21 protein-coding genes and 3 tRNA genes are annotated in these 21,441 nt (G+C 32.8%); 13 read left to right on the forward strand and 11 right to left on the reverse strand.

The annotated features are described in order from the left end of the window. The first annotated feature begins 661 nt into the window (after window positions 1-661). The 5 genes from thrS (at window position 662) to ACUUYC_RS21980 (ending at window position 4,407) form a co-directional block, all read left to right on the forward strand. Entirely contained in the window at window positions 662-2,605 is a 1,944-nt protein-coding gene (gene thrS / locus ACUUYC_RS21960) for a threonine--tRNA ligase (protein WP_474269428.1), read from the forward strand. A 59-nt stretch (window positions 2,606-2,664) separates the two neighbouring features. After that, the gene (gene infC / locus ACUUYC_RS21965) at window positions 2,665-3,177 is read left to right on the forward strand and encodes a translation initiation factor IF-3 (RefSeq protein WP_474270559.1); all 513 of its coding nucleotides are present in this window, start codon (window positions 2,665-2,667) and stop codon (window positions 3,175-3,177) included. Between the two features lie 37 nt (window positions 3,178-3,214). Beyond that, window positions 3,215-3,412: a 50S ribosomal protein L35 gene (rpmI, locus tag ACUUYC_RS21970; protein WP_474269429.1), complete on the forward strand. Its 198-nt coding sequence runs from the start codon at window positions 3,215-3,217 to the stop codon at window positions 3,410-3,412. Window positions 3,413-3,510: 98 nt separating this feature from the next. Continuing rightward, the gene (gene rplT / locus ACUUYC_RS21975; protein WP_474269431.1) at window positions 3,511-3,855 is read left to right on the forward strand and encodes a 50S ribosomal protein L20; all 345 of its coding nucleotides are present in this window, start codon (window positions 3,511-3,513) and stop codon (window positions 3,853-3,855) included. Between the two features lie 279 nt (window positions 3,856-4,134). After that, entirely contained in the window at window positions 4,135-4,407 is a 273-nt protein-coding gene (locus tag ACUUYC_RS21980) for a hypothetical protein (protein ID WP_474269433.1), read from the forward strand. A gap of 165 nt (window positions 4,408-4,572) precedes the next feature. On the opposite strand, the gene ACUUYC_RS21985 is transcribed toward ACUUYC_RS21980, so the two are convergent. The 9 genes from ACUUYC_RS21985 to ACUUYC_RS22025 form a co-directional block, all read right to left on the reverse strand. Continuing rightward, entirely contained in the window at window positions 4,573-4,806 is a 234-nt protein-coding gene (locus ACUUYC_RS21985) for a hypothetical protein (protein WP_474269434.1), read from the reverse strand. Window positions 4,807-5,551: 745 nt separating this feature from the next. After that, window positions 5,552-6,823, reverse strand: coding sequence for an asparagine synthetase B (locus ACUUYC_RS21990; protein WP_474269436.1), 1,272 nt, complete (start codon window positions 6,821-6,823; stop codon window positions 5,552-5,554). Between the two features lie 114 nt (window positions 6,824-6,937). Beyond that, window positions 6,938-7,555 (reverse strand): hypothetical protein, encoded by a 618-nt coding sequence (locus ACUUYC_RS21995; RefSeq protein WP_474269438.1) that lies wholly within the window; start codon window positions 7,553-7,555, stop codon window positions 6,938-6,940. Between the two features lie 480 nt (window positions 7,556-8,035). Beyond that, window positions 8,036-9,589: a replicative DNA helicase gene (gene dnaB / locus ACUUYC_RS22000; protein WP_474269439.1), complete on the reverse strand. Its 1,554-nt coding sequence runs from the start codon at window positions 9,587-9,589 to the stop codon at window positions 8,036-8,038. A gap of 158 nt (window positions 9,590-9,747) precedes the next feature. Beyond that, complete coding sequence (locus tag ACUUYC_RS22005; RefSeq protein ID WP_474269440.1) at window positions 9,748-10,701, reverse strand: acetyl-CoA carboxylase carboxyltransferase subunit alpha; 954 nt, start codon at window positions 10,699-10,701, stop codon at window positions 9,748-9,750. A 51-nt stretch (window positions 10,702-10,752) separates the two neighbouring features. Then, window positions 10,753-11,664 (reverse strand): DMT family transporter, encoded by a 912-nt coding sequence (locus ACUUYC_RS22010; protein WP_474269442.1) that lies wholly within the window; start codon window positions 11,662-11,664, stop codon window positions 10,753-10,755. Further along, complete coding sequence (locus ACUUYC_RS22015; protein ID WP_474269444.1) at window positions 11,651-12,730, reverse strand: LptF/LptG family permease; 1,080 nt, start codon at window positions 12,728-12,730, stop codon at window positions 11,651-11,653. The genes ACUUYC_RS22010 and ACUUYC_RS22015 overlap by 14 nt, the downstream gene beginning before the upstream one ends. Before the next feature lie 6 nt (window positions 12,731-12,736). Beyond that, a complete protein-coding gene (gene tgt, locus ACUUYC_RS22020; protein ID WP_474269446.1) occupies window positions 12,737-13,867 on the reverse strand; it encodes a tRNA guanosine(34) transglycosylase Tgt in 1,131 nt (376 codons plus the stop codon). A 292-nt stretch (window positions 13,868-14,159) separates the two neighbouring features. Next, window positions 14,160-14,828 carry a hypothetical protein gene (locus ACUUYC_RS22025; RefSeq protein ID WP_474269448.1) on the reverse strand — a complete coding sequence of 223 codons (669 nt, stop codon included), beginning with the start codon at window positions 14,826-14,828 and terminating at the stop codon, window positions 14,160-14,162. Window positions 14,829-15,120: 292 nt separating this feature from the next. Between ACUUYC_RS22025 and ACUUYC_RS22030 the strand changes: the two genes are divergently transcribed. From ACUUYC_RS22030 to ACUUYC_RS22040, 3 genes are all read left to right on the forward strand, one after another. Further along, the gene (locus ACUUYC_RS22030) at window positions 15,121-15,966 is read left to right on the forward strand and encodes a transketolase (protein ID WP_474269449.1); all 846 of its coding nucleotides are present in this window, start codon (window positions 15,121-15,123) and stop codon (window positions 15,964-15,966) included. A gap of 65 nt (window positions 15,967-16,031) precedes the next feature. Then, the gene (locus ACUUYC_RS22035; protein ID WP_474269450.1) at window positions 16,032-16,985 is read left to right on the forward strand and encodes a transketolase family protein; all 954 of its coding nucleotides are present in this window, start codon (window positions 16,032-16,034) and stop codon (window positions 16,983-16,985) included. 152 nt (window positions 16,986-17,137) lie between these two features. Beyond that, window positions 17,138-17,722, forward strand: coding sequence for an outer membrane beta-barrel protein (locus tag ACUUYC_RS22040; protein ID WP_474269452.1), 585 nt, complete (start codon window positions 17,138-17,140; stop codon window positions 17,720-17,722). Between the two features lie 79 nt (window positions 17,723-17,801). On the opposite strand, the gene ACUUYC_RS22045 is transcribed toward ACUUYC_RS22040, so the two are convergent. Further along, on the reverse strand, window positions 17,802-18,791 hold the full coding sequence (locus ACUUYC_RS22045; RefSeq protein ID WP_474269454.1) for an FKBP-type peptidyl-prolyl cis-trans isomerase: 990 nt from the start codon (window positions 18,789-18,791) through the stop codon (window positions 17,802-17,804). Window positions 18,792-18,871: 80 nt separating this feature from the next. On the opposite strand from ACUUYC_RS22045, the gene ACUUYC_RS22050 reads away from it, so the two are divergent. Then, window positions 18,872-19,264, forward strand: a complete 393-nt coding sequence (locus ACUUYC_RS22050; protein WP_474269456.1) for an RNA-binding S4 domain-containing protein — start codon at window positions 18,872-18,874, stop codon at window positions 19,262-19,264. 24 nt (window positions 19,265-19,288) lie between these two features. Continuing rightward, window positions 19,289-19,792: a phosphoribosyltransferase family protein gene (locus tag ACUUYC_RS22055; protein WP_474269457.1), complete on the forward strand. Its 504-nt coding sequence runs from the start codon at window positions 19,289-19,291 to the stop codon at window positions 19,790-19,792. Here ACUUYC_RS22055 and ACUUYC_RS22060 read toward each other — a convergent pair. After that, window positions 19,784-20,299 (reverse strand): shikimate kinase, encoded by a 516-nt coding sequence (locus ACUUYC_RS22060; protein WP_474269458.1) that lies wholly within the window; start codon window positions 20,297-20,299, stop codon window positions 19,784-19,786. The two genes, ACUUYC_RS22055 and ACUUYC_RS22060, sit on opposite strands and share 9 nt — an antisense overlap. Before the next feature lie 147 nt (window positions 20,300-20,446). On the opposite strand from ACUUYC_RS22060, the gene ACUUYC_RS22065 reads away from it, so the two are divergent. From ACUUYC_RS22065 to ACUUYC_RS22075, 3 genes are all read left to right on the forward strand, one after another. Then, window positions 20,447-20,519, forward strand: a tRNA-Lys gene (locus ACUUYC_RS22065). Window positions 20,520-20,545: 26 nt separating this feature from the next. Continuing rightward, window positions 20,546-20,618, forward strand: a tRNA-Lys gene (locus ACUUYC_RS22070). A gap of 62 nt (window positions 20,619-20,680) precedes the next feature. After that, window positions 20,681-20,764: transfer RNA gene (locus ACUUYC_RS22075), tRNA-Leu, on the forward strand. Window positions 20,765-21,441 lie beyond the last annotated feature (677 nt).

Genomic DNA, 21,441 nt, shown 5'->3' on the forward strand with positions numbered 1-21,441 from the left:
TTTATTATCCCAAAACTTTTTAAACTTATTTTTTAAAAAACTTTTTTCCTCCAAAAAATCAATAACTATCAGAACTTTTTTAGCTAATTCGTTTCCTCTTTAGCGGCTGCAAATATAAATACCTTTTACAAACTCACAACCTTTTTATTACCTTTTTTTACCTTTTATTTTAAACCCAAACACAACAACCTATTTACAAGGATTTTACATCACAAAATTATTTTCTAAATTTATTTCAATTAATTAACCTTTGGTGTTTGGTGTTTGGTGTTTGGTGTTTGGTGTTTGGTTAAAAAATCCTTTTGTATTTAATTCACAAATGCTTCCTTCCTTTTACATAGGTAACCATAAGTAACCTAATCGGGTTAACGATGGAGCTTTTGTTGGAGCTCCTCACCTTTACCTATCATTACTTCAACTACGCTAAGACTATACTTTTAATACACTTGGTAAAACAAACATATATATAGTGAGAGCGACTCGTGACAGCGTGACCAGTTTTCGTTTACTCTAATAGTAAAAGAAAAATGGAAACCCCATAAATTAGACTATACTCAGTAAGCACTTTTAACATGTGTTATATTTTTTAGATATTATACCTATATATATTGTACAGGTTTTTGGTTCGTATTATCTTTGTTGGCTTAATATTTATTTTTGTATGATAAAAATTACATTGCCAGACGGCTCAGTTAGAGAATTTGATTCGGGCGCCACTCCAATGGATGTTGCCAAGAATATTAGTGAAGGTTTTGCTCGAAATGTTATTTCAGCAAAGTTTAATAATGTTATTGTAGAAACCACTACTCCACTTACAGAAGATGGAGACCTTGTATTGTATACCTGGAAAGACGACGAAGGAAAGAAAGCTTTTTGGCATTCTTCTGCACATATTTTAGCACAAGCTATTCTGGATTTGTATCCAAACGCTAAGTTATGGGTAGGTCCTGCTGTTGATAATGGCTTCTATTATGATGTAGATATGGGCGAAGGCACCATTACCGATAAAGATTTTAAGACTATTGAAGATAAGATGCTTGAAATTGCTAGAGGAAAGCACGATTTTAAAATGCGTTCCGCTACTAAAGAAGAAGCATTAACCTATTATAAAGGTAGAAACGATTATAAAGTAGAACTCGTTGAAGGATTAGAAGACGGAACTATTACTTTTTGTGATCATGATACGTTTACAGATTTATGTCGTGGTGGACATATTCCAAACACAGGAATTGTGAAAGCCGTAAAGATTATGAGCGTTGCTGGAGCCTATTATAAAGGTGATGAAACGAATAAACAGTTGACACGTATTTACGGAACTTCTTTTCCTAAGCAAAAAGAGCTGAAAGAATACTTAGTATTACTAGAAGAAGCTAAGAAACGTGATCATAGAAAATTAGGAAAGGAACTTGAATTGTTTACTTTTTCGCAAAAAGTTGGACAAGGTTTACCATTATGGTTACCAAAAGGAGCTGCTTTACGTGGACAATTAGAAAGTTTCCTAAAGAAAGCACAACAGAAAGCCGGTTACGAAATGGTAATTTCTCCACATATTGGACAGAAAGAGTTATATGTAACTTCTGGTCATTACGCTAAGTATGGAGAAGATAGTTTCCAGGCTATTAATACACCTAAAGAAGGTGAAGAGTTTTTATTGAAACCGATGAACTGTCCACATCACTGTGAAATTTATAACGCAAAACCTTTTAGTTATAAAGATTTACCGAAACGTTTTGCAGAATTTGGGACTGTATATCGTTATGAACAGAGTGGAGAATTACATGGATTAACTCGTGTTAGAGGTTTTACGCAAGATGATGCACATATTTTCTGTACACCAGACCAACTAGATCAAGAGTTTAAAAACGTAATTGATTTAGTAATGTATGTTTTTGGTTCATTAGGGTTTGATAACTTTACAGCACAAGTTTCATTACGCGATCCGGAGAAGCCAGAAAAGTATATTGGTTCTGATGAAAATTGGGAAAAAGCTGAAACTGCAATTATTAATGCAGCAAAAGAGAAAGAGCTGAATTATGTTGTTGAATATGGAGAAGCCGCATTTTATGGGCCGAAGTTAGACTTTATGGTAAAAGATGCACTTGGAAGAAGCTGGCAATTAGGAACAATTCAGGTTGATTACAATTTACCAGAACGTTTCGATTTGACATATAAAGGCAGTGATAACGAGCTACATAGACCTGTAATGATTCACCGTGCACCGTTTGGAAGTATGGAACGATTTATTGCAATTTTACTAGAACATACAGGCGGAAATTTCCCATTATGGTTGATGACTGAACAAGTAAATCTTTTACCTGTCAGTGAAAAATATGAGAATTACGGGAAAAAAGTTTTAAATTTGTTAGAAAATCACGAAATTCGCGCCCAAATAGATAACAGAAACGAAACTGTAGGAAAGAAAATTCGAGAAGCAGAAATGAGCAAAGTACCATTTATGCTGATCATCGGAGAACAGGAAGAGAAAGATGGCACAGTTTCTGTACGTAGACATGGAGTCGGAGATATCGGAACATTAACCATGGAAGCATTTGCTGAAATGGTAAAAAAAGAAATAAATAATAGCTTGAAGCCATTTAATGTTTAACCTAAAATTATAGAACCATAGCAATACGAAGAAAAAGAAGTAGAGCTCCTCGAAGAGAAATCAAGGAAGATCCACACAGAATTAACAGAAAAATCAACGCTCCTGAGGTTCGCCTTGTTGGAGACAATGTTGAAGTTGGTGTTTATCCAACAAGAAAAGCGCTTGCCATAGCAGAAGAACAAGAGTTAGATTTAGTTGAAATTTCACCTAAAGCTAATCCACCTGTTTGTAAAATAATGGATTATAAGAAATTCCTTTACGAACAGAAAAAACGTGAAAAATCATTAAAAGCAAAGGCAACGAAGGTTACTGTTAAAGAAATTCGTTTCGGTCCTCAAACTGATGATCACGATTATGAGTTCAAAAAGAAGCATGCCGAAAAGTTCCTTCGTGAAGGCGCTAAATTGAAAGCATATGTTTTCTTTAAAGGACGTTCTATAATCTATAAAGATCAAGGTCAAATCTTGTTATTAAGACTAGCACAAGAACTAGAAGAACTAGGGAAAGTGGAGCAAATGCCAAAATTAGAAGGAAAGCGAATGATTATGTTCATCGCACCTAAAAAGAAATAAAAATAATAAGCGAAGTATTTAAAACAACTTAGGAATTATGCCTAAAATGAAAACAAAATCCAGTGCTAAAAAGCGTTTTAAGCTTACAGGTTCTGGTAAAATTAAAAGAAAGCACGCTTTCAAAAGCCACATCTTAACAAAGAAGTCTAAGAAGCGTAAGCTTGCGTTAACTCATAGTGCATTAGTGCATGATCATGATGTTAACAGTATTAAAGAACAATTACGTTTAAAGTAATCCGTTCTTTCGGTTAAAAACAATTTATAAACCCTGGAGTTAGGCTCAATAAAAGAATTCAATTTTGAATCGCCTACTACAAAAACACATTTAAAAGTATGCCAAGATCAGTAAACGCGGTTGCTCGTAGAGCCCGAAGAAAAAAGGTATTAAAACAAGCCAAAGGTTACTTTGGAAGACGTAAAAACGTTTGGACAGTTGCAAAGAACGCGGTTGACAAAGCTATGGGTTATGCCTATAGAGACCGTAGAAACAAGAAAAGAACATTTCGTGCATTATGGATTACTCGTATTAATGCGGGAGCTAGACTAAATGGAATGTCTTATTCTAAGTTTATGGGGAAAGTTAAAGCTAATGAAATCGAATTGAACCGTAAGGTTTTAGCTGATTTAGCTATGAATCATCCAGAAGCTTTCAAAGCAATTGTTGATAAAGTAAAGTAAATCGTCAAATAATAATATATATTTCGCTTATAAAAACCGACTCTCACGAGTCGGTTTTTTTATGCTCAAAATTTAACCACGTGGATATACGCATTGAAGATATAATTTTACTTGTTTTTAGAATTCATGTAATTTCACGCTAATACTCCTATAGATTTCTGTTGATCTTTGCTATGTAATCAAAAAGAAAATAGTGTACAATGTTTTTCAGATTACAAAAGGAGCAAACCGAAAATCCTAAAAAACAGAGTAGGCATTATTTTTTAAATATTAAATATCATGGCATCAAACAATTTTTTTAACATAGTAAATATTTCAGGTGGACCGTTAACAACAAAAGTTAATGGAGACAAAATTGAAGTTCCTACAGAAGGAGATCAATCAACTGGGCATACTTTTCAAGCAGGTGACAAAATCACAGTAACAATTAATGGAAACTCTGTAAATTTAAATTTACCTGGAGGTGCTAACTCTTGGTCAACATTAGTATACACCACACAAGGTATCAATGTTTTCCCATCTGCGGCAAACCAGCAAGTACTTTCTTACTAGCATATCAGTTTATCCTAGGTTTACAAACAAAAAACCGACTCGTTTTGAGTCGGTTTTTTTTATACATCAATCAATATCTTTTTTAAATTTATTCAACACAAGTTAGGCAATACAACAAAAATAAGTCAGGATTTTTATTTTTGTTAATTCCTAAAGAATTGAATTCTACACACAATCTCTACACGTAGGAAGTTCAGTTTGTGTTATACATGTTATTATTACACTTACTTCACACGCTTTCTGATTTGTTTTAAAGCAAATATTGACTCCATTCAAATCTAATGTACGAATACATTCATTGAAAGAATTGTCAATAGCACCTCCTTTCATGTTTAAAAGATCTAGCTTGGATATGACCTTTTTGTTTAACAGCAAATGTTTTAAATTGCTTTTTTTCATAATGTTTGATTTTAATTAATAATGAAACAAAGCAACCTATAAATTATGAGGTTTAAAACAGAAACTACCCTAAATTGACCGATTTATGCTAGTGAATTTATTGAATAAAAAAACGAACCGAAGTTCGCTTTAGCCTATAAATACTACACTACTAATAGAAGTAACTACTATCGCCACTTCCATAAATCATCAGTAGCTGTGTAACCTCCATGAATGGCATTTGGCTTTTCAATACTAAACTGTTCAAGTTTTTCTAACATAATTGTATTGGTTTTAAAAATTAATAATGATACGAGTTAATAGAATAATATAGATTCACTAAGACTTCCATTGAGTATACCCCGATAAAAGAAAAAGTGTTACACTCTTTTAGAAATAAGAAGCTGGTTTGATACTAACTGTATGACAAAAAAAAGTGTACTATTAAAATAAAGTCGAAACCTGTTTATATACTAAGGATTTGTTTTTCTCCATTTAAACAAGTCATCCGTTGCTGTGTAACCTCCATGAATAGTATGTGGTTTTTCAATTCTAAATTGTTCAAGTTTTTCTAACATAATTGTCATTTTTTAAATTAATAATAAGCTAAAGCTACCTATAAATTACAGAACTGAAAACTCAAACTACCGTAAATTAGGCAATTTATGCTAACAAAAACTTATTCTAAACGTTGTAAATTATATGAATAATAATAGATCTACATGAGAATTGAGGAAGAAATTTACTTCATGTTATAATAAAAGAATCACGTTTTCTGCTTCTTCTTTTTAGCTGCTGGAAATAGAATGTTGTTTAAGATTAATCGATATCCTGGAGAATTTGGATGTAGTTCCAATTCCGTTTTTGGATCTCCTACTCTATGCTGATAATCTTCTGGGTCGTGTCCGCCATAAAAGGTGAAAAACCCTTTTCCTTTGATTCCGTGTATGTAGCGACCTTCTCCATTTGTTCTGTTTTCTCCTAAGATTAATACCGATGGTTTTATTTGTGAACGATCAAAACTTGTCGTTTGTCCCATGAAACCTTTTACCAATGCTGTATGATTTTGACATAACATCGTTGGAATTGGATCCCATTTTGCTGAAAAATCCATTAGTGTAAAGTAATCTGCATCTTTAACTATTCGCCTTTTAGCGGTCATATCAATAGACGAAAACTCATATTTTGTGGAACTACGTTCTAATTCGAAGTTTGTAAAAGCAAATGTTTTATTGAAATCTATTTTGTTTTGATAATTTCTATCGGAAACATCACCATCAAACATTGGCTCACAAATGTCTACGCCTTCTGCAGCAAGCGCAATATCAAAACTATCTGTTGCACTACACATGGCAAACATAAATCCGCCACCAATTACATAATCACGAATTTTTAAGGCAACATCACGTTTTTCTTCTGAAACTTTATCGTATCCAAGTTTTTTTGCACGCTCTTCAGCTGCTTTCTTTTCACGAATATACCAAGGAGCTGATCTGTAAATTCCATAAAACTTACCATATTGACCTGTAAAGTCTTCATGATGTAAGTGCAACCAATCATATTGAACCAATCCATCAGCTAATACTTCCTCGTCATAGACAACTTCATATGGTATTTCGGCATATGTCAATACCATTGTAACCGCATCATCCCAAGGAACATTTCCCTTTGGAGAATATACAGCGACTTTTGGCGCCTTTTCTAAAATAACTGCTTCCTGATTTTTACTTGGACTCGCAATTTCTGCTAACATCGCAGCTGTTTTGGAATCTGAAAGTATTTCGTATGAAACACCTCTGATTTTACATTCTTTTTCAACTGCATCAATTGCAGGTAATAAAAATGATCCACCTCTATAGTTAAGCAACCATTTTACTTTGATCTTTTTTTCCAATGACCAATAGGTAATTCCGTATGCTTTTAGATGATCTTTTTGAGAATCTACATCCATTGGAATCAGAATATAGGAAGCATAGCTACTTATCGAAAATAGTAAGACTACGACTAATGTGATAACATTTTTAACTTTCAATTGCATTGTATTTTATACAACGGAAAGATACGTAAAAATTATACGTTTCATGAAGAATTTATAGTTTCTATAACAGAAGTATAGTTACACTTAATAGTTTATGGTTTCATTATTAGCTTATCATTCTTTAAGATTTATTACAATACCTCCAAATCTGGCTTCTTCTGCAATAAATTCTTTTTCTTGAATAAAACATATATCAGATTCGTATTTTTCTTGTTGATTCGTTCCTAAGTAATAACCTTGACAGCCATAACCTTCAATATGGGAATTAAAAAATTCTACGCTTCTACCATTATTGTCTGTGACTTTAAGGGAACAATCATGGCAAATTGATTTTGGATACCGTTGACTAAACCCTATTCGTTCTTTCCCGCAATTAGCACAAAAAGTTTTTAGTTTTTGACTTTCTTTGAAAACTAATTCACTTTTCTCCTTATATCGAAAAAGTAAATCATCCCATGCTGCAATAATGTAGATATCTTTATCTAAAAATTCCATTTTTCGCCTCAATTCATTTGTTGAATTTACTATAAGTGGTGCCAAAATCTCTATATAATCTCCTATACCTTCAATAGAATTTGCCTGATATTCCAAATACCATTTTTTAGATTTAGTAATGTAGTTCCAAAATTCGAATAGTGAGCGAAATTTTTTAGTAAAGATATGTTTTGTTTGAGCTTCAGATAATGCATTTGTATTGATCCGATCTGGAAAAAATACAATAGTTTTCTGCATCTTTTTTAAATAATAAACATTTTTGGAATCGTAAAGCACATAATGTATATGTACTTGCTTTTTGGATTTGTTACTACCGCCAAATAGTTTAGAAAATATATTCATAATTACATCTAATCAATTTCTAACACATAGCAAATTAAGAGAATTAAATGTATAGCGTAAAATAATACTCAAATTAATTGCTTCGATTTCGCTTAGTTGGCAACACAGATATAAATGTTGTGCCATGTTTCTGAGATAATCGAAAATTCATCAAAGTTCCCACGTTTTTATCAAAAGTAGTTTTTTGTTTTGATCACCCAAGCTTCAAAATGTTGTAAAAGTGAGTTTTAGTGTCTTTTTTTGGATAAAAAACTGATAGAATTCAACGCATAGATTGCTGTGTATCGCCATTTCATCGGAGACACTGTTTGTTTTTTTACGATTCCTATTTCACTATAAAATAGTTCTTGTATGTATACTTAGATTAACTTGTGTTTAAAACGGCACTTCGTTGTCATCTGGAGTAAAATCATCATTCATTGAACTTCCGAATGCTTCATCTGCACTAGGTAAATTGCTTGTTTTGAATGTATCATCATTAGCAGCGTCGTTCATTTTTGAATGAAATTCAAATGGTGAATCAAAGGTTTCTAAGTTATCAAACTTACCTAAATGTCCAATAAATTTCAATCGAATATTTTCCAAACCACCATTTCTGTGTTTTGCCACAATAAATTCTCCTTGCCCTTCAGTTGGTGAACGTTCATCATCATCCCATTCTTCAATTTTATAATATTCTGGACGATAAATAAATGATACAATATCGGCATCTTGCTCAATCGCTCCAGATTCACGTAAATCTGATAATAAAGGACGTTTTGTTCCTCCACGTGTTTCCACTGCACGCGATAACTGTGATAAAGCAATTACTGGTACATTTAATTCTTTTGCTAACGCTTTTAGGTTACGAGAAATTGTAGATATTTCTTGTTCACGATTTCCTCCTCCTTTTTGACTTCCTCCAGCAGTCATTAACTGCAAGTAATCAATCATAATCATTTTGATTCCGTGTTGCGATGCTAAACGTCTTGCTTTTGCACGTAAGTCAAAGATGGAAAGTGAAGGTGTATCATCAATAAATAAAGGTGCTTTTTCAAGTCCTTTTACTTTTACATTTAATTGTTCCCATTCATGTTTTGCTAGTTTTCCAGTACGTAGTTTTTCCGAAGACAAACCTGTTTCCGAAGAAATTAAACGCGTAATTAACTGTACAGAAGCCATCTCTAATGAGAAGAAAGCAACAGGAATATTTTGATCTACGGCAATATTTCGTGCCATCGACAAGGTTAATGCCGTTTTTCCCATACCAGGACGTGCAGCAATAATAATTAAATCACTCGGTTGCCAACCAGAAGTTAATTTATCTAACTGCGTAAATCCAGTTGGAACACCACTTAAACCTTCTTTATTGGAAATTTCTTCAATTTTTTTCTTTGCCTGAATTACTAAACTCTGTGCAGTTTCTGAAGATTTTTTAATGTTTCCCTGTGTCACTTCATACAAACGAGATTCTGCTTTGTCTAATAAACTAAATACATCCGTAGTTTCATCATAGGCATCTTCAATAATTTCGTTTGAAATTTTTATCAAACTACGTTGAATGAACTTTTGAAGGATGATACGTGCATGGAATTCAATATGTGCTGAAGATGATACTTTTTGCGTAAGCGATATTAAATAGAAATCACCGCCAACTAAGTTTAATTTTGTGTTTTTTCGTAATTGAGATGATACCGTTAATAAATCTATTGGTTCTGAATTTTCGAATAATTGAAAGATTGCTTCAAAAACAAATTTATTTGCTTCCTTATAAAATGCTTCCGGGCTTAGAATATCAATTACCTCATCTACACCTTTCTTATCAATCATCATTGCACCAAGTACAACTTCTTCTAAATCGATGGCTTGTGGAGGCAATTTCCCTTTCTCAAGGCTTATGATATTACTTTTATCGGTTTTATATGTTTGCTTAGGGTTTGTATTTTCCATGACTGCGAAAGTAGGTATTACTTTTACGTATGCGAGTTAAATTAACGTTTGAAACGTTAACGTACGATTGTTAATAAGTTACGATTTTTTGTTGATAAGCAGAAAAAAAATCCGAAGTGTTAACTTCGGATTTTTATACTTCCTTATATAGTATAGGTTTATCCTTTGAATTCTCCCATTTTAGAATACTTGTCCATGCGGGAATCGATCAAATCTACTTGTGATAAGTTTTTTAAATCATCATAAGCATTCATAATTGATGTGCGAACAATTTCAAAAGTTAATTTTCTGTCATTGTGCGCGCCACCAAGTGGTTCTTTCACGATTTCATCAACTAATTTCATCTTTTTCATGTCCTTAGCTGTAAGTTTTAAAGCTTCTGCAGCTTGTTCTTTGTATTCCCAACTACGCCATAAGATTGACGAACACGATTCTGGTGATATTACAGAGTACCATGTATTTTCTAACATTAATACTTTGTCACCAACTCCTATTCCTAAAGCTCCACCAGAAGCTCCTTCACCAATAATCACTACAATGATTGGCACTTTTAGGCGTGTCATTTCAAGAATATTACGAGCAATTGCTTCTCCTTGTCCTCTTTCTTCTGCTTCAAATCCTGGATATGCACCTGGTGTATCAATTAATGATATTACAGGAATTCCAAACTTTTCAGCTGATTTCATTAAGCGCAATGCTTTACGATATCCTTCAGGATTTGCCATACCGAAGTTACGATATTGACGTGTTTTAGTGTTGTATCCTTTTTGTTGTCCGATGAACATAAAACTTTGATCTCCGATTTTTCCCAAACCGCCAATCATAGCTTTGTCATCTTTTACATTACGATCTCCATGCAATTCTAAGAATGTATCTCCACTTAGCGCGTTGATATAGTCTAATGTATATGGACGAGATGGATGTCTTGACATTTGAACACGTTGCCAAGGTGTCAAGTTCTCGTATAATTCTTTTTTAGTCTTTGCTAACTTTGTTTCGATTTGCTGACAAGTTTCAGTAACATCAATATCACTTTCATGTCCAATAGCGACACATTTTGACAGCTGCTCTTCTAATTCTTTTATAGGTAGCTCAAAATCTAAATATTCCATGCTTTTGAGGGTATGTTTAGTTGTTTCAATTTACAAATATAAAACTTTAATTTAGGAAACATCAATGCCGACATCGGATTTTCTTTTCCTTTTATTTTTTATGATTCCATTTGCTAGTACAGTTGCTACAACAAGTAGACTTCCATAGTAAAATCCTGGCGTCATTTTTTCTTCTAACGGAAATAATAGCAATGCTAATATAATTCCATATACAATTTCTAAATTATAGGTTAACACTACTGTATATGGGCTAATATAACGCATTATATGTGTTGATGCAATAAATGCATATGCCGTACATACAGAAGCTAGAATGAATATATAAATCCAATCGTTTGTACTTAGAAAGAAGAAATCTTCTTTTCTAAAACCGTCTGCTGCAAATATAAGATAGCTTGATATAAATACAACACCACAGATAAATTCATAAAAAGATATGGTTGAAGCGTCATGCTTTTCTACAAATTTACCGTTTAATACCGCAAATAGTGACGACAAAAATGCAGAAATAACTCCTAGAATGATTCCGTTGATGTATTTAAATTCACTATTCATAATGATAGAAACTCCAATAATTACAATAATTCCAAAGATGATTTCATACCAAATTATTTTACGCTTGTAAATGATAGGTTCTATAAAGGATGCAAAAAATGCTCCTGTAGAAAACATTACTAAGGTTATAGATACGTTTGAAACATCAATTGCACCAAAAAACGTGATCCAATGCAATGCTACCACAATTCCTGCTATCGCAAATTTCGAAAATGTTTTTAGCGTAATTTTGAGATGTATTTTTGAAATTTTGATGAAACCAAACATGATTACACCTGCAATTAACATCCGATACCATACTAATGGAATCGCCTTAATTGTAATTAACTTGCCTAGTACTGCTGTAAATCCAGCAATAAATACCAGTAAGTGTAAGTGTAAATAGTTTTTGAGTTTATCGCCTAGCATTGTACAATAAATATATGGCCAATACTCCAAAAACTAAATTAGGAACCCAAACAGCTAACATTGGTGAGAAACCAGATTTCTCTGCCATAGTTCCAAAAATCTTATCAAAGAATATGTATATAAACGCTATTGAAATACCAAAGGCTAAATTCACACCCATTCCTCCTCTACGTTTCATAGAAGATACTGCTACCGCTATAATGGTAAGGATGAAAGCTGTGATTGGCAAACTCCAACGTTTGTATTTTACTAGTAAATGCTTGCTTACATTTGGCGAACCAGCCAAGCGTTCTTTTTCAATAAACTTATCAAGTTCTTTATAATTTAATGTTTCCGCCATATAGGTTACAGGCGTTAAGTCTTCTACTTCAAAAGGAAAAATAGTATCAAGTTTTCGCTGACTGTGTATACTATCATTCATCACTCCTATCATACGTTTTTTTACACCTCGTAACGTATATGTACTATCATCTTCATTATACCTGATAGAACGTGCTTGTATTTTATATTTCAATACATTGTCTTCAAAATGCTCTAACGTAAAGTCATCTCCACGCTTTTGCTCAAAATTGAATCCTTTTAGGTATACAAAATCATTGTTAGAGACTTGCTTGTAGATTTCTGTATTATCTCTTACCTTTTTACGATTCTTTTTTATGTATTCAAATCGAAATTCATTAAATCCTCTACTCGCATTCGGAACAATAAACATTCCCATTATAAAAGCTGCTACCGCTACAATGGAAGCCGCTACTAAAAATGGTCGTAAGAAACGTAGATATGAAACTCCTGAACTCAGAATAGCAATAATTTCAGTATCATTCGCTAGTTTTGATGTAAACCAAATTACCGAAAGGAATAAAAATATTGGAAATAGTAAATTGGCAAAGTAGATGACAAAGTTTACATAATACAATACAATAGCTCCAGCTGGAGCTTCTGACGCAAGCATTTTGTCAATGTTTTCAGAAATATCTACCATTATTCCAATAGGAACAAAAAGCAACAACATTACAGAGAATGTTGCCAGATATTTTTTAATGATATACCAATCTAATATTTTCATCTGTTATTATAGACGTTTATCCATTTGTTTAACCATCATATCCTTCCAAGTTCTAAAATCTCCTGCTAAGATATGTTTTCTTGCTTCTCTAGTCAACCAAAGATAGAATCCTAAGTTGTGAATGGTTGCAATTTGCTTCCCAAGCAATTCATTCACAGAGAATAAGTGGCGTAAATATGCTTTTGAATATTCTGTATCCACATATGTAATACCCATTTCATCAATAGGAGAAAAATCATCTTCCCACTTTTTATTTTTGATATTGATGCTTCCGTGTGCTGTAAATAACATTCCATTACGCGCATTACGTGTTGGCATTACACAATCGAACATATCAACACCTAATGCAATGTTTTCAAGAATATTAATTGGTGTTCCAACGCCCATTAAATAACGTGGTTTGTCTTCTGGAAGAATTTCACACACAACATCTGTCATTGCATACATTTCCTCAGCAGGTTCTCCAACGGATAATCCGCCAATAGCATTTCCTACTGCTTCACGCGAAGCGATAAATTCAGCAGATTGCTTTCGTAAGTCTTTGTATGTACTTCCTTGAACGATTGGAAAAAATGCTTGACTGTAATCGTATTTGAATGGTACTTTTTCTAAGTGACTAATACATCTATCCAACCAACGATGCGTCATGTGCATAGAGCGTTTTGCATATCTGTAATCACATGGATATGGTGTGCATTCGTCAAAAGCCATGATAATATCAGCTCCGATGGTACGCTGAATTTCCATTACATTTTCAGGTGTAAAGAAATGGTATGAACCATCAATATGTGATTTGAACTTTACGCCTTCTTCTTTTATTTTTCGGTTTGCCGAAAGTGAATAGACTTGATATCCACCAGAATCAGTCAGAATATTTCTATCCCAATTCATGAATTTGTGCAATCCTCCTGCTTTTTCAAGAATTTCTGTGTGTGGTCTTAGATATAAGTGATATGTATTTGATAGAATAATATCTGGATTTATATCTTCTTTCAATTCACGTTGGTGTACTCCTTTTACGGTTCCAATCGTTCCCACAGGCATAAAAATAGGCGTTTCAATCGTTCCGTGATCTGTTGTCATCACTCCTGCTCTCGCCTTGCTTTGTGGATCTTTTGCTTTTAATTCAAATTTCATGTATATGCTATTCTCTTTCTATGCTGTCATTTGAGTTGTATATGATTTTTTCGGCTACAGCCAGAAATTACTTTTCACAACACAACATAGTATGATCAGTTGGCAAATATAAGTAAGATTGCGTGATCATTTTACTAATAAAAAATTAAAATTTAAGAATCAACTTATGATTTTAATTTTTAATTGAGTTTTTCAAGCTTTGTGAATTGTAATGTGCGAAAAAATCTAACAATGTGTTAGAGTTGGTTGTTTTCAGTAAAGCTAGAAGCCCGCAACAGTCATCATTAATAACTTAGAGACATTTATCAACCATTTTTAGAAAGTATAAAAGTGGTTTCTTTTTAAGTTCCTTTCTCTTTTTTTTTGATTCCGCTGCTATACCGCTACAATTACTAAAAAGATTATTTAATTCTTTTACAGTTTTTTTATTATTTATATTACTAAACTTAAACTTAATCAAATTACTTTCTTTGTCTGTTATATATATACTACTCGAATGACCTCTATCCATCATTATACTATATGAATAAAAATTGTGGTTCTTCCCTTCAAAAACTAATTTACTTGCTAATGGCGTCTCTGGTCTTCTTTTTGGGTTATACAATATTTTAAACTCCGCATGTTTATTTGCTAGATCAATTGTATCTCCTCTTTTAACCTCAGCAAATAACTCACCAAGGTTTGTGTTATCATCAGGACTTGAATTGATTATTATTTCAGAAATATCCTTAAGCTTATATTTTGTGCAATTTTTATAATTGTTGTCACAAAGTTTTATTTTAGCGTTTTCCCTAAAGTTATGAATCCCTCTGAGTATGACTTTTCCTTCTTTAACAGTACCGCTTGTAAATTTAACGATATCATTTTTAGCTTTTTCTGTTTTATCTGACTGAGTTTGTGAAAAGATTATTTGTGAAAAGATTGCACAAATGACTATAAGTAAGTGTTTCTTTATTTTCATTTTTTAAAAAATATGTATCCACAAACCTAAAGAATTCTAACTAGAGTAAAAAGATATAACCTACAAAATAAGAATACTTCCAAGAATCCAAAACACCAATCAAAACAAAAACGATACGACTTCAAAAATTAAAACAACCCACTTTCCTACTTCATTCTCAATTATTTACAATCATTTTTTTACTTTTTACCTTATTCACATAGTTTCGTTAATAAAAGCCTGCAAACTTCCTTTGTGATCGGTATTTTATAACTTACTTTTGAAGCTGTAAAAAACTACTAACAAATACACAATGTCTGATAACAAATCATTAGAAAATTTAGTCACTCAAGTACGTAGAGATATCTTGAGAATGGTACATAAGGTAAATTCTGGACATCCAGGAGGTTCTTTAGGATGTGCTGAATTTTTAGCAACTTTATATAATGATACCATGAAACTGAAAGAAGGTTTCGATATGGACGGAAAAGAAGAAGATGTTTTCTTTTTGTCTAATGGCCATATTTCACCTGTAATTTATAGCGTATTAGCGCATCGTGGTTATTTCCCTGTGGAAGAGTTAAACACGTTTCGTTTGTTAAATTCTCGCTTACAAGGTCATCCAACAACACATGAAGGTTTGCCTGGAATTCGTATTGCTTCTGGTTCGCTAGGACAAGGAATGTCAGTTGCAATTGGAGCTGCGTTAACGAAGAAGTTAAACGGTGATGATCACTTGGTATACTCTTTACATGGTGATGGAGAATTGCAAGAAGGACAAATTTGGGAAGCTGCAATGTATGCCGCTGGAAACAATGTTGATAATTATATCGCAACAATTGATTATAACAAAAAACAAATTGATGGTGCTACGGACGATGTATTGCCTTTAGGTTCACTTAGAGCAAAGTTTGAAGCATTTGGTTGGGACGTTTTAGATATTAAAGACGGAAATAACATCCAAGCAATTAAAGATGGTTTGGCAGAAGCTAAAGCTAAAACTGGAAAAGGAAAACCTGTTTGTGTATTACTACATACTGAAATGGGGAATGGTGTTGATTTTATGATGAACACACATGCTTGGCACGGAAAAGCTCCAAGTGATGAGCAGTTAGAAAGTGCATTAGCGCAAAACCCTGAAACGTTAGGTGATTATTAAATCCTAGAGTTTCTAAAAATTAAGTTTAATCAAAAAGAGGTATTCACTTTCGTGGATAATGAAATATGAAAAAATATACAAATACAGGAAATAAAGATACACGTTCAGGGTTTGGAGATGGACTTACTGAACTTGGAAAAACAAACGAAAATGTAGTTGCCATGTGTGCAGATTTAACAGGTTCGTTAAAGATGGGCGATTTTAAAAATAATCATCCAGAACGTTTTTTCCAGATCGGAATTGCAGAAGCTAACATGATGTGTATTGCTGCAGGAATGACTATTGGTGGAAAGATTCCATTTACAGGAACGTTTGCGAACTTTTCTACAGGAAGAGTTTATGATCAAATTCGTCAATCGATTGCCTATTCTGATAAGAATGTAAAAATCTGTGCTTCACATGCTGGAATTACGTTAGGAGAAGATGGAGCAACACACCAAATTTTAGAAGATATTGGTTTGATGAAAATGTTACCCGGAATGACTGTAATTAATACGTGTGATTACAATCAAACTAAAGCAGCAACTTTAGCAATAGCTGAGCATCATGGTCCAGTTTACTTACGTTTTGGACGCCCAAAAGTAGCAAACTTCACGCCTGCTGATCAAAAATTTGAAATTGGAAAAGCAGTTCAATTAACAGAAGGAACTGACGTAACTATTGTAGCAACTGGACATTTAGTATGGGAAGCATTACAAGCTGCTGAAACCTTAGAGGAAGCAGGAATTTCTGCAGAAGTAATCAATATTCACACTATTAAACCATTAGACGAAGAAGCTATTTTAGCGTCTGTTGCTAAAACTGGTTGTGTGGTTACTGCAGAAGAACATAACTTTTTAGGTGGATTAGGAGAAAGCGTTGCTCGTACATTAGCATTGAATACGCCAACACCGCAAGAGTTTGTTGCAACACAAGATACGTTTGGAGAATCTGGAACACCAGCACAATTAATGGAAAAGTATGGTTTAAATGCTGCCTCAATTGTAAAAGCGACACAAAAAGTAATTAAAAGAAAATAAAAAGAATAGAACTTAGATCCCGCTTTTTATGCGGGATTAGTTCAATATATAATTTTGAGTTCTTCGTATAGGTTTCTCAAAATTGATTTTCTTTAAAGTACTAGATACTGAAAAAAACCGTTTCTAGTACTGTAACATTAAATATTAAAATCATGAAAAACAACCTATTATGTTTAGTATTTCTGTTTGTTTCAGCAAGTTGCTTTGCGCAATTTGGTGTAAAAGCAGGATTAAACTTCAACTCTAATGGAGAATTAAGAGAAGTAGTAACTGCTGGAGAAAATATTTTAGAAGATAGCGGTGAAGCAAAAATTGGCTATCACGTTGGAGCATACTATAATATTGATTTGGGTAAATTATACCTTCGTCCAGAAGTTGTATACACAAAAACAAAAAGTGAATACCAATCAAACGCATATGATATGTCTAAAATTGATGTTCCAGTTTTATTAGGATTAGATGTAATTGGTCCTTTGAGTGTTTTTGCTGGACCAGCTTTTCAATATACATTAGACAATGATTTTGAAAACGCTACAGTTTCTGATGTTAAAAATGATATTACTGTTGGATTCAACTTTGGTGCAATGGTTAAATTTGGAAATATCGGATTGGACGTTCGTTACGAAAGAGGTTTTACACAGAATGAGGCTAGTATTTTGGATAGTAATAATGTTCAAATAGGGACATTAGATTCAAGACCAAGTCAAATTATTTTTAGTCTTTCTTTGAAGTTATAAGAATTTAAAAAATATTATACCATAAAAAAAGCACTTCTATATAGAAGTGCTTTTTGTTTTTATTAAGTTTTATAGTGTGTTAGTTTACATCTAAATAATCTGGAATTCCATCTCCGTCAGTATCTGTAAATACTACTGTTGTAATAGTTATAACACCACTATCATCTGTATCTCTTGTTTTTTCAACTTCGTTCGCTGCTAATACAGGTTCCATATCTCCTAGGTTTACTGTATAAGTATTTTGACCTATTTCATTTACAGTAAATGTTCCATCTCCATCATCATCAGGGTCTATGAAATTAGGAGTTCCATCTCCATCTGAATCATCATTCGTTACATCATCATCACCATCTATATCTTCCATTGAAGATATCAATCCATCATTATCATCATCTTGAAATTGCACATCAAATATATTGAAAGAGAAAATTAATTGAGAATATGTTGGAATTCCTGTTTGAAATGTTCCAAAATATCCTAATCCAGAAGGAAAGAATATAGCTCCTATTCCACCATTTCTAGCATTTAAAAATCCTCCTGTACCTTCTACAATATCTTCTGCTGCACTAAATTCAGCGATACCAACTTGAAATCCTTTTACAGTACCTACTAATCCAAGAGCTTGTTGTGTTATTCTATAATCAAACGTTGACAAATCTAATATTTGACCTCTATATGTTAAACTTACAGCATCTGAATTTGAATATGATTTTCCACCACCTTGACGCAATTTTAATACATAATATGTGTATTCTACATCAAAATACGTGATTGTTCTTGTTTCTATTTGACTACTTAATGGTGTTTTGCCAGCATTTGCTCCTTCAATTTTACCAAAAGTCATCTGAAATGTATCATTTACAGCACTATCAGGATTCGTAAAATCGAATTCATCATAATTATAAAAATGTGTGTTTAAGAATTCTGTCAAATCTGCAGCATCTTCAACTTGTTGCTCGCCTCTATCTCTTAACTGAATAGTAGCTCCATCATCATCATCATTTTTACACGAAAATATAACCGTACTTACGATTATCATTAGGGATGTAAATTTTATAAACTTCATCATTGTTTTTTAAATTTTGGCTTGCAAGATACAATTTTATCCTACTTTTGTATCTTCTTTAACGTAGTTTTTAGAGTTTTTATATGAGGATAGATAAATACCTTTGGTGTGTACGTTATTTTAAGACACGAAACATAGCCACAACAGCCTGTAAGAAAGGTCATGTGCGAATTAATGATGCCGTTGTAAAACCATCGAGAGATGTATATCCTACGGATAAAATTATTGTACGAAAAAACCAAGTCCATTATCATTTAACCGTATTGGACATTCCTCCAAATCGTGTAGGCGCTAAATTGGTTGATATTTATAGAGTGAATACAACTCCGAAAGAAAATTTTGAACATTTAGAGTTATTGAAACATGCAAAAGATCATTATCGTAAACAAGGAACTGGGCGACCTACCAAAAAAGATCGTAGAGAAATTGATGATTATCTAGAGGATAATCTTGATGAAGACCAAAGTAATTCTTAATTTTAGCCTTAAATTTTTGAAGTCATGACTGTTACGGGAAATATTATATTGAATCATCAACAAATTCAACACAAAACACGTCGAATTGCATATCAAATCCTAGAATCTAATGTCAATGAGGAAGAAATCATTGTAGCCGGAATTGCCAAAAATGGATTTGTCTTTGCAAAAAAGATTAAAACTGAATTAGAGAAAATCACTTCGGCAACAATTACACTTTGTGAAGTAATGATTAACAAGCAAGAACCTTTGCAAACCGTAACAACTTCATTAACCAAAGAACAATACATTAATAAGCCTTTGGTATTGATTGACGATGTATTGAATTCAGGAACCACATTAATTTACGGTGTAAAGCACTTTTTAGACGTTCCTTTGAAGAATTTTAAAACTGCGGTACTTGTCAATAGAAATCACAAAAAGTATCCTATAAAAGCTGATTTTAAAGGAATTTCATTATCTACATCTATTCAAGAGCATATTGATGTTGTTTTTGAAGAAGATCAGAGCAAAGCTTTTTTAATTTAAAGTATCTTTTATTTCATCCACTAACATAGCAATCGTCTTCTTATCAGTAAAAATAGAATGTGTTGCTTGTTGATAGAATATATTACGTTCAAATAGATGTTTTCCAATAAATTCTGGTAAATCTTCATCTGCAATAGCACTAATCAATGGGCGTGTTGCTTTTTCATCCTTTACTCTATTGATAATTTCAGGAATAGATGTCTGCAGATAGAACGTATGTTGTGTGTATTCATGAATTAAATTCATATTATTCGCATAACAAGGTGTTCCTCCACCTAAAGAGATGATAACATCTTCTTTTCTATTTAAAATCTCTTTTAAATGTTGATGTTCTTTCAATCGAAAATAGATTTCTCCTTTCGATTCAAAAATTTCACGAACAGAAGTTTCTTCTTTTTCCTCTATATACGTGTCTAAATCAATCACAGGAAGTTTTAATTCTTTTCCTAATAATTTAGAAACAGAACTCTTTCCACTTGCCATATATCCTAAAAGTATAATCATCATTTCAGTATTATAATATATTTATTTTTAAGCGCTTACAAAAATCAGAAAAAAAAAGATAAAAATATATTAAAAAACGCTTGAAAAATAAAATTATGATGTTATATTTGCACCCGCATTCAAGGAATTAATTACAGTTAATTTATGAATGACCTGGTAGCTCAGTTGGTAGAGCATCTCCCTTTTAAGGAGAGGGTCCTGGGTTCGAGCCCCAGCCAGGTCACAAAATATAAAATAACGAAGGTCTTAGACCTGGTAGCTCAGTTGGTAGAGCATCTCCCTTTTAAGGAGAGGGTCCTGGGTTCGAGCCCCAGCCAGGTCACAAAAGTTAAGCAATCGCTTAACTTTTTTGTTTTATATTTACTATAAACTTATAAAGTACACACCGAAGTGCTGGAACTGGTAGACAGGCATGGTTGAGGGCCATGTGTTCATTAGAGCGTGTGGGTTCGACTCCCATCTTCGGTACTGAATGGGACAAACTAACATTTTTGTTTTTTTGTCCTTTTTTATTTTTATCAAAAACAATTGATAGTGAGCTTATTAGTTTCAATACGCTATTTGGTTTTGTGGTTCGACAACTATCATTTTCCTTATTATATAAGATTCCATGAGGGAATAACAAGTTTTGTAACTTCTGTTTTTCCGTGTAACTTCCTAAATTCCAGATATTATGCAAGTTACACGATAACTGCAACGATTTTTCAATGTAATTATCTAGGTTCGACTTTTCTAAACTCGTTTTTTTGATTTCTTGCTCGATCTCTTTTATTTCTTCTTTGTATTTACTTGAAAACTTTTCATAGAGTCTACCATCAATTTCTCCAATAGCGTAACGCTCCTCTATTTTTTCTAATTTCTCATTCGTTGCTTTTAAATTGTATTTTAAGCTTGCTGTATTATCTTTATTTGAACTCGTGAAGTATTCAAATGTATTCTTCAATTGTTTTTTTAAAGGAGCAATCATTTTTTTTTCTATTCTGTATGTATTTAAAATATCTGCGAATTGATTGTTCAAGCCTTTAGCACTTTTATTAGTACAACATCCTTTTGTTCCACATTTATAATAATGTATGTTCTTTTTCTTAACCACGTAACCTGTTAGTGCTCTATTACATTTATCACACTTCACAAACCCACCTTTT

This window comes from Kordia sp. E, assembly GCF_056033805.1.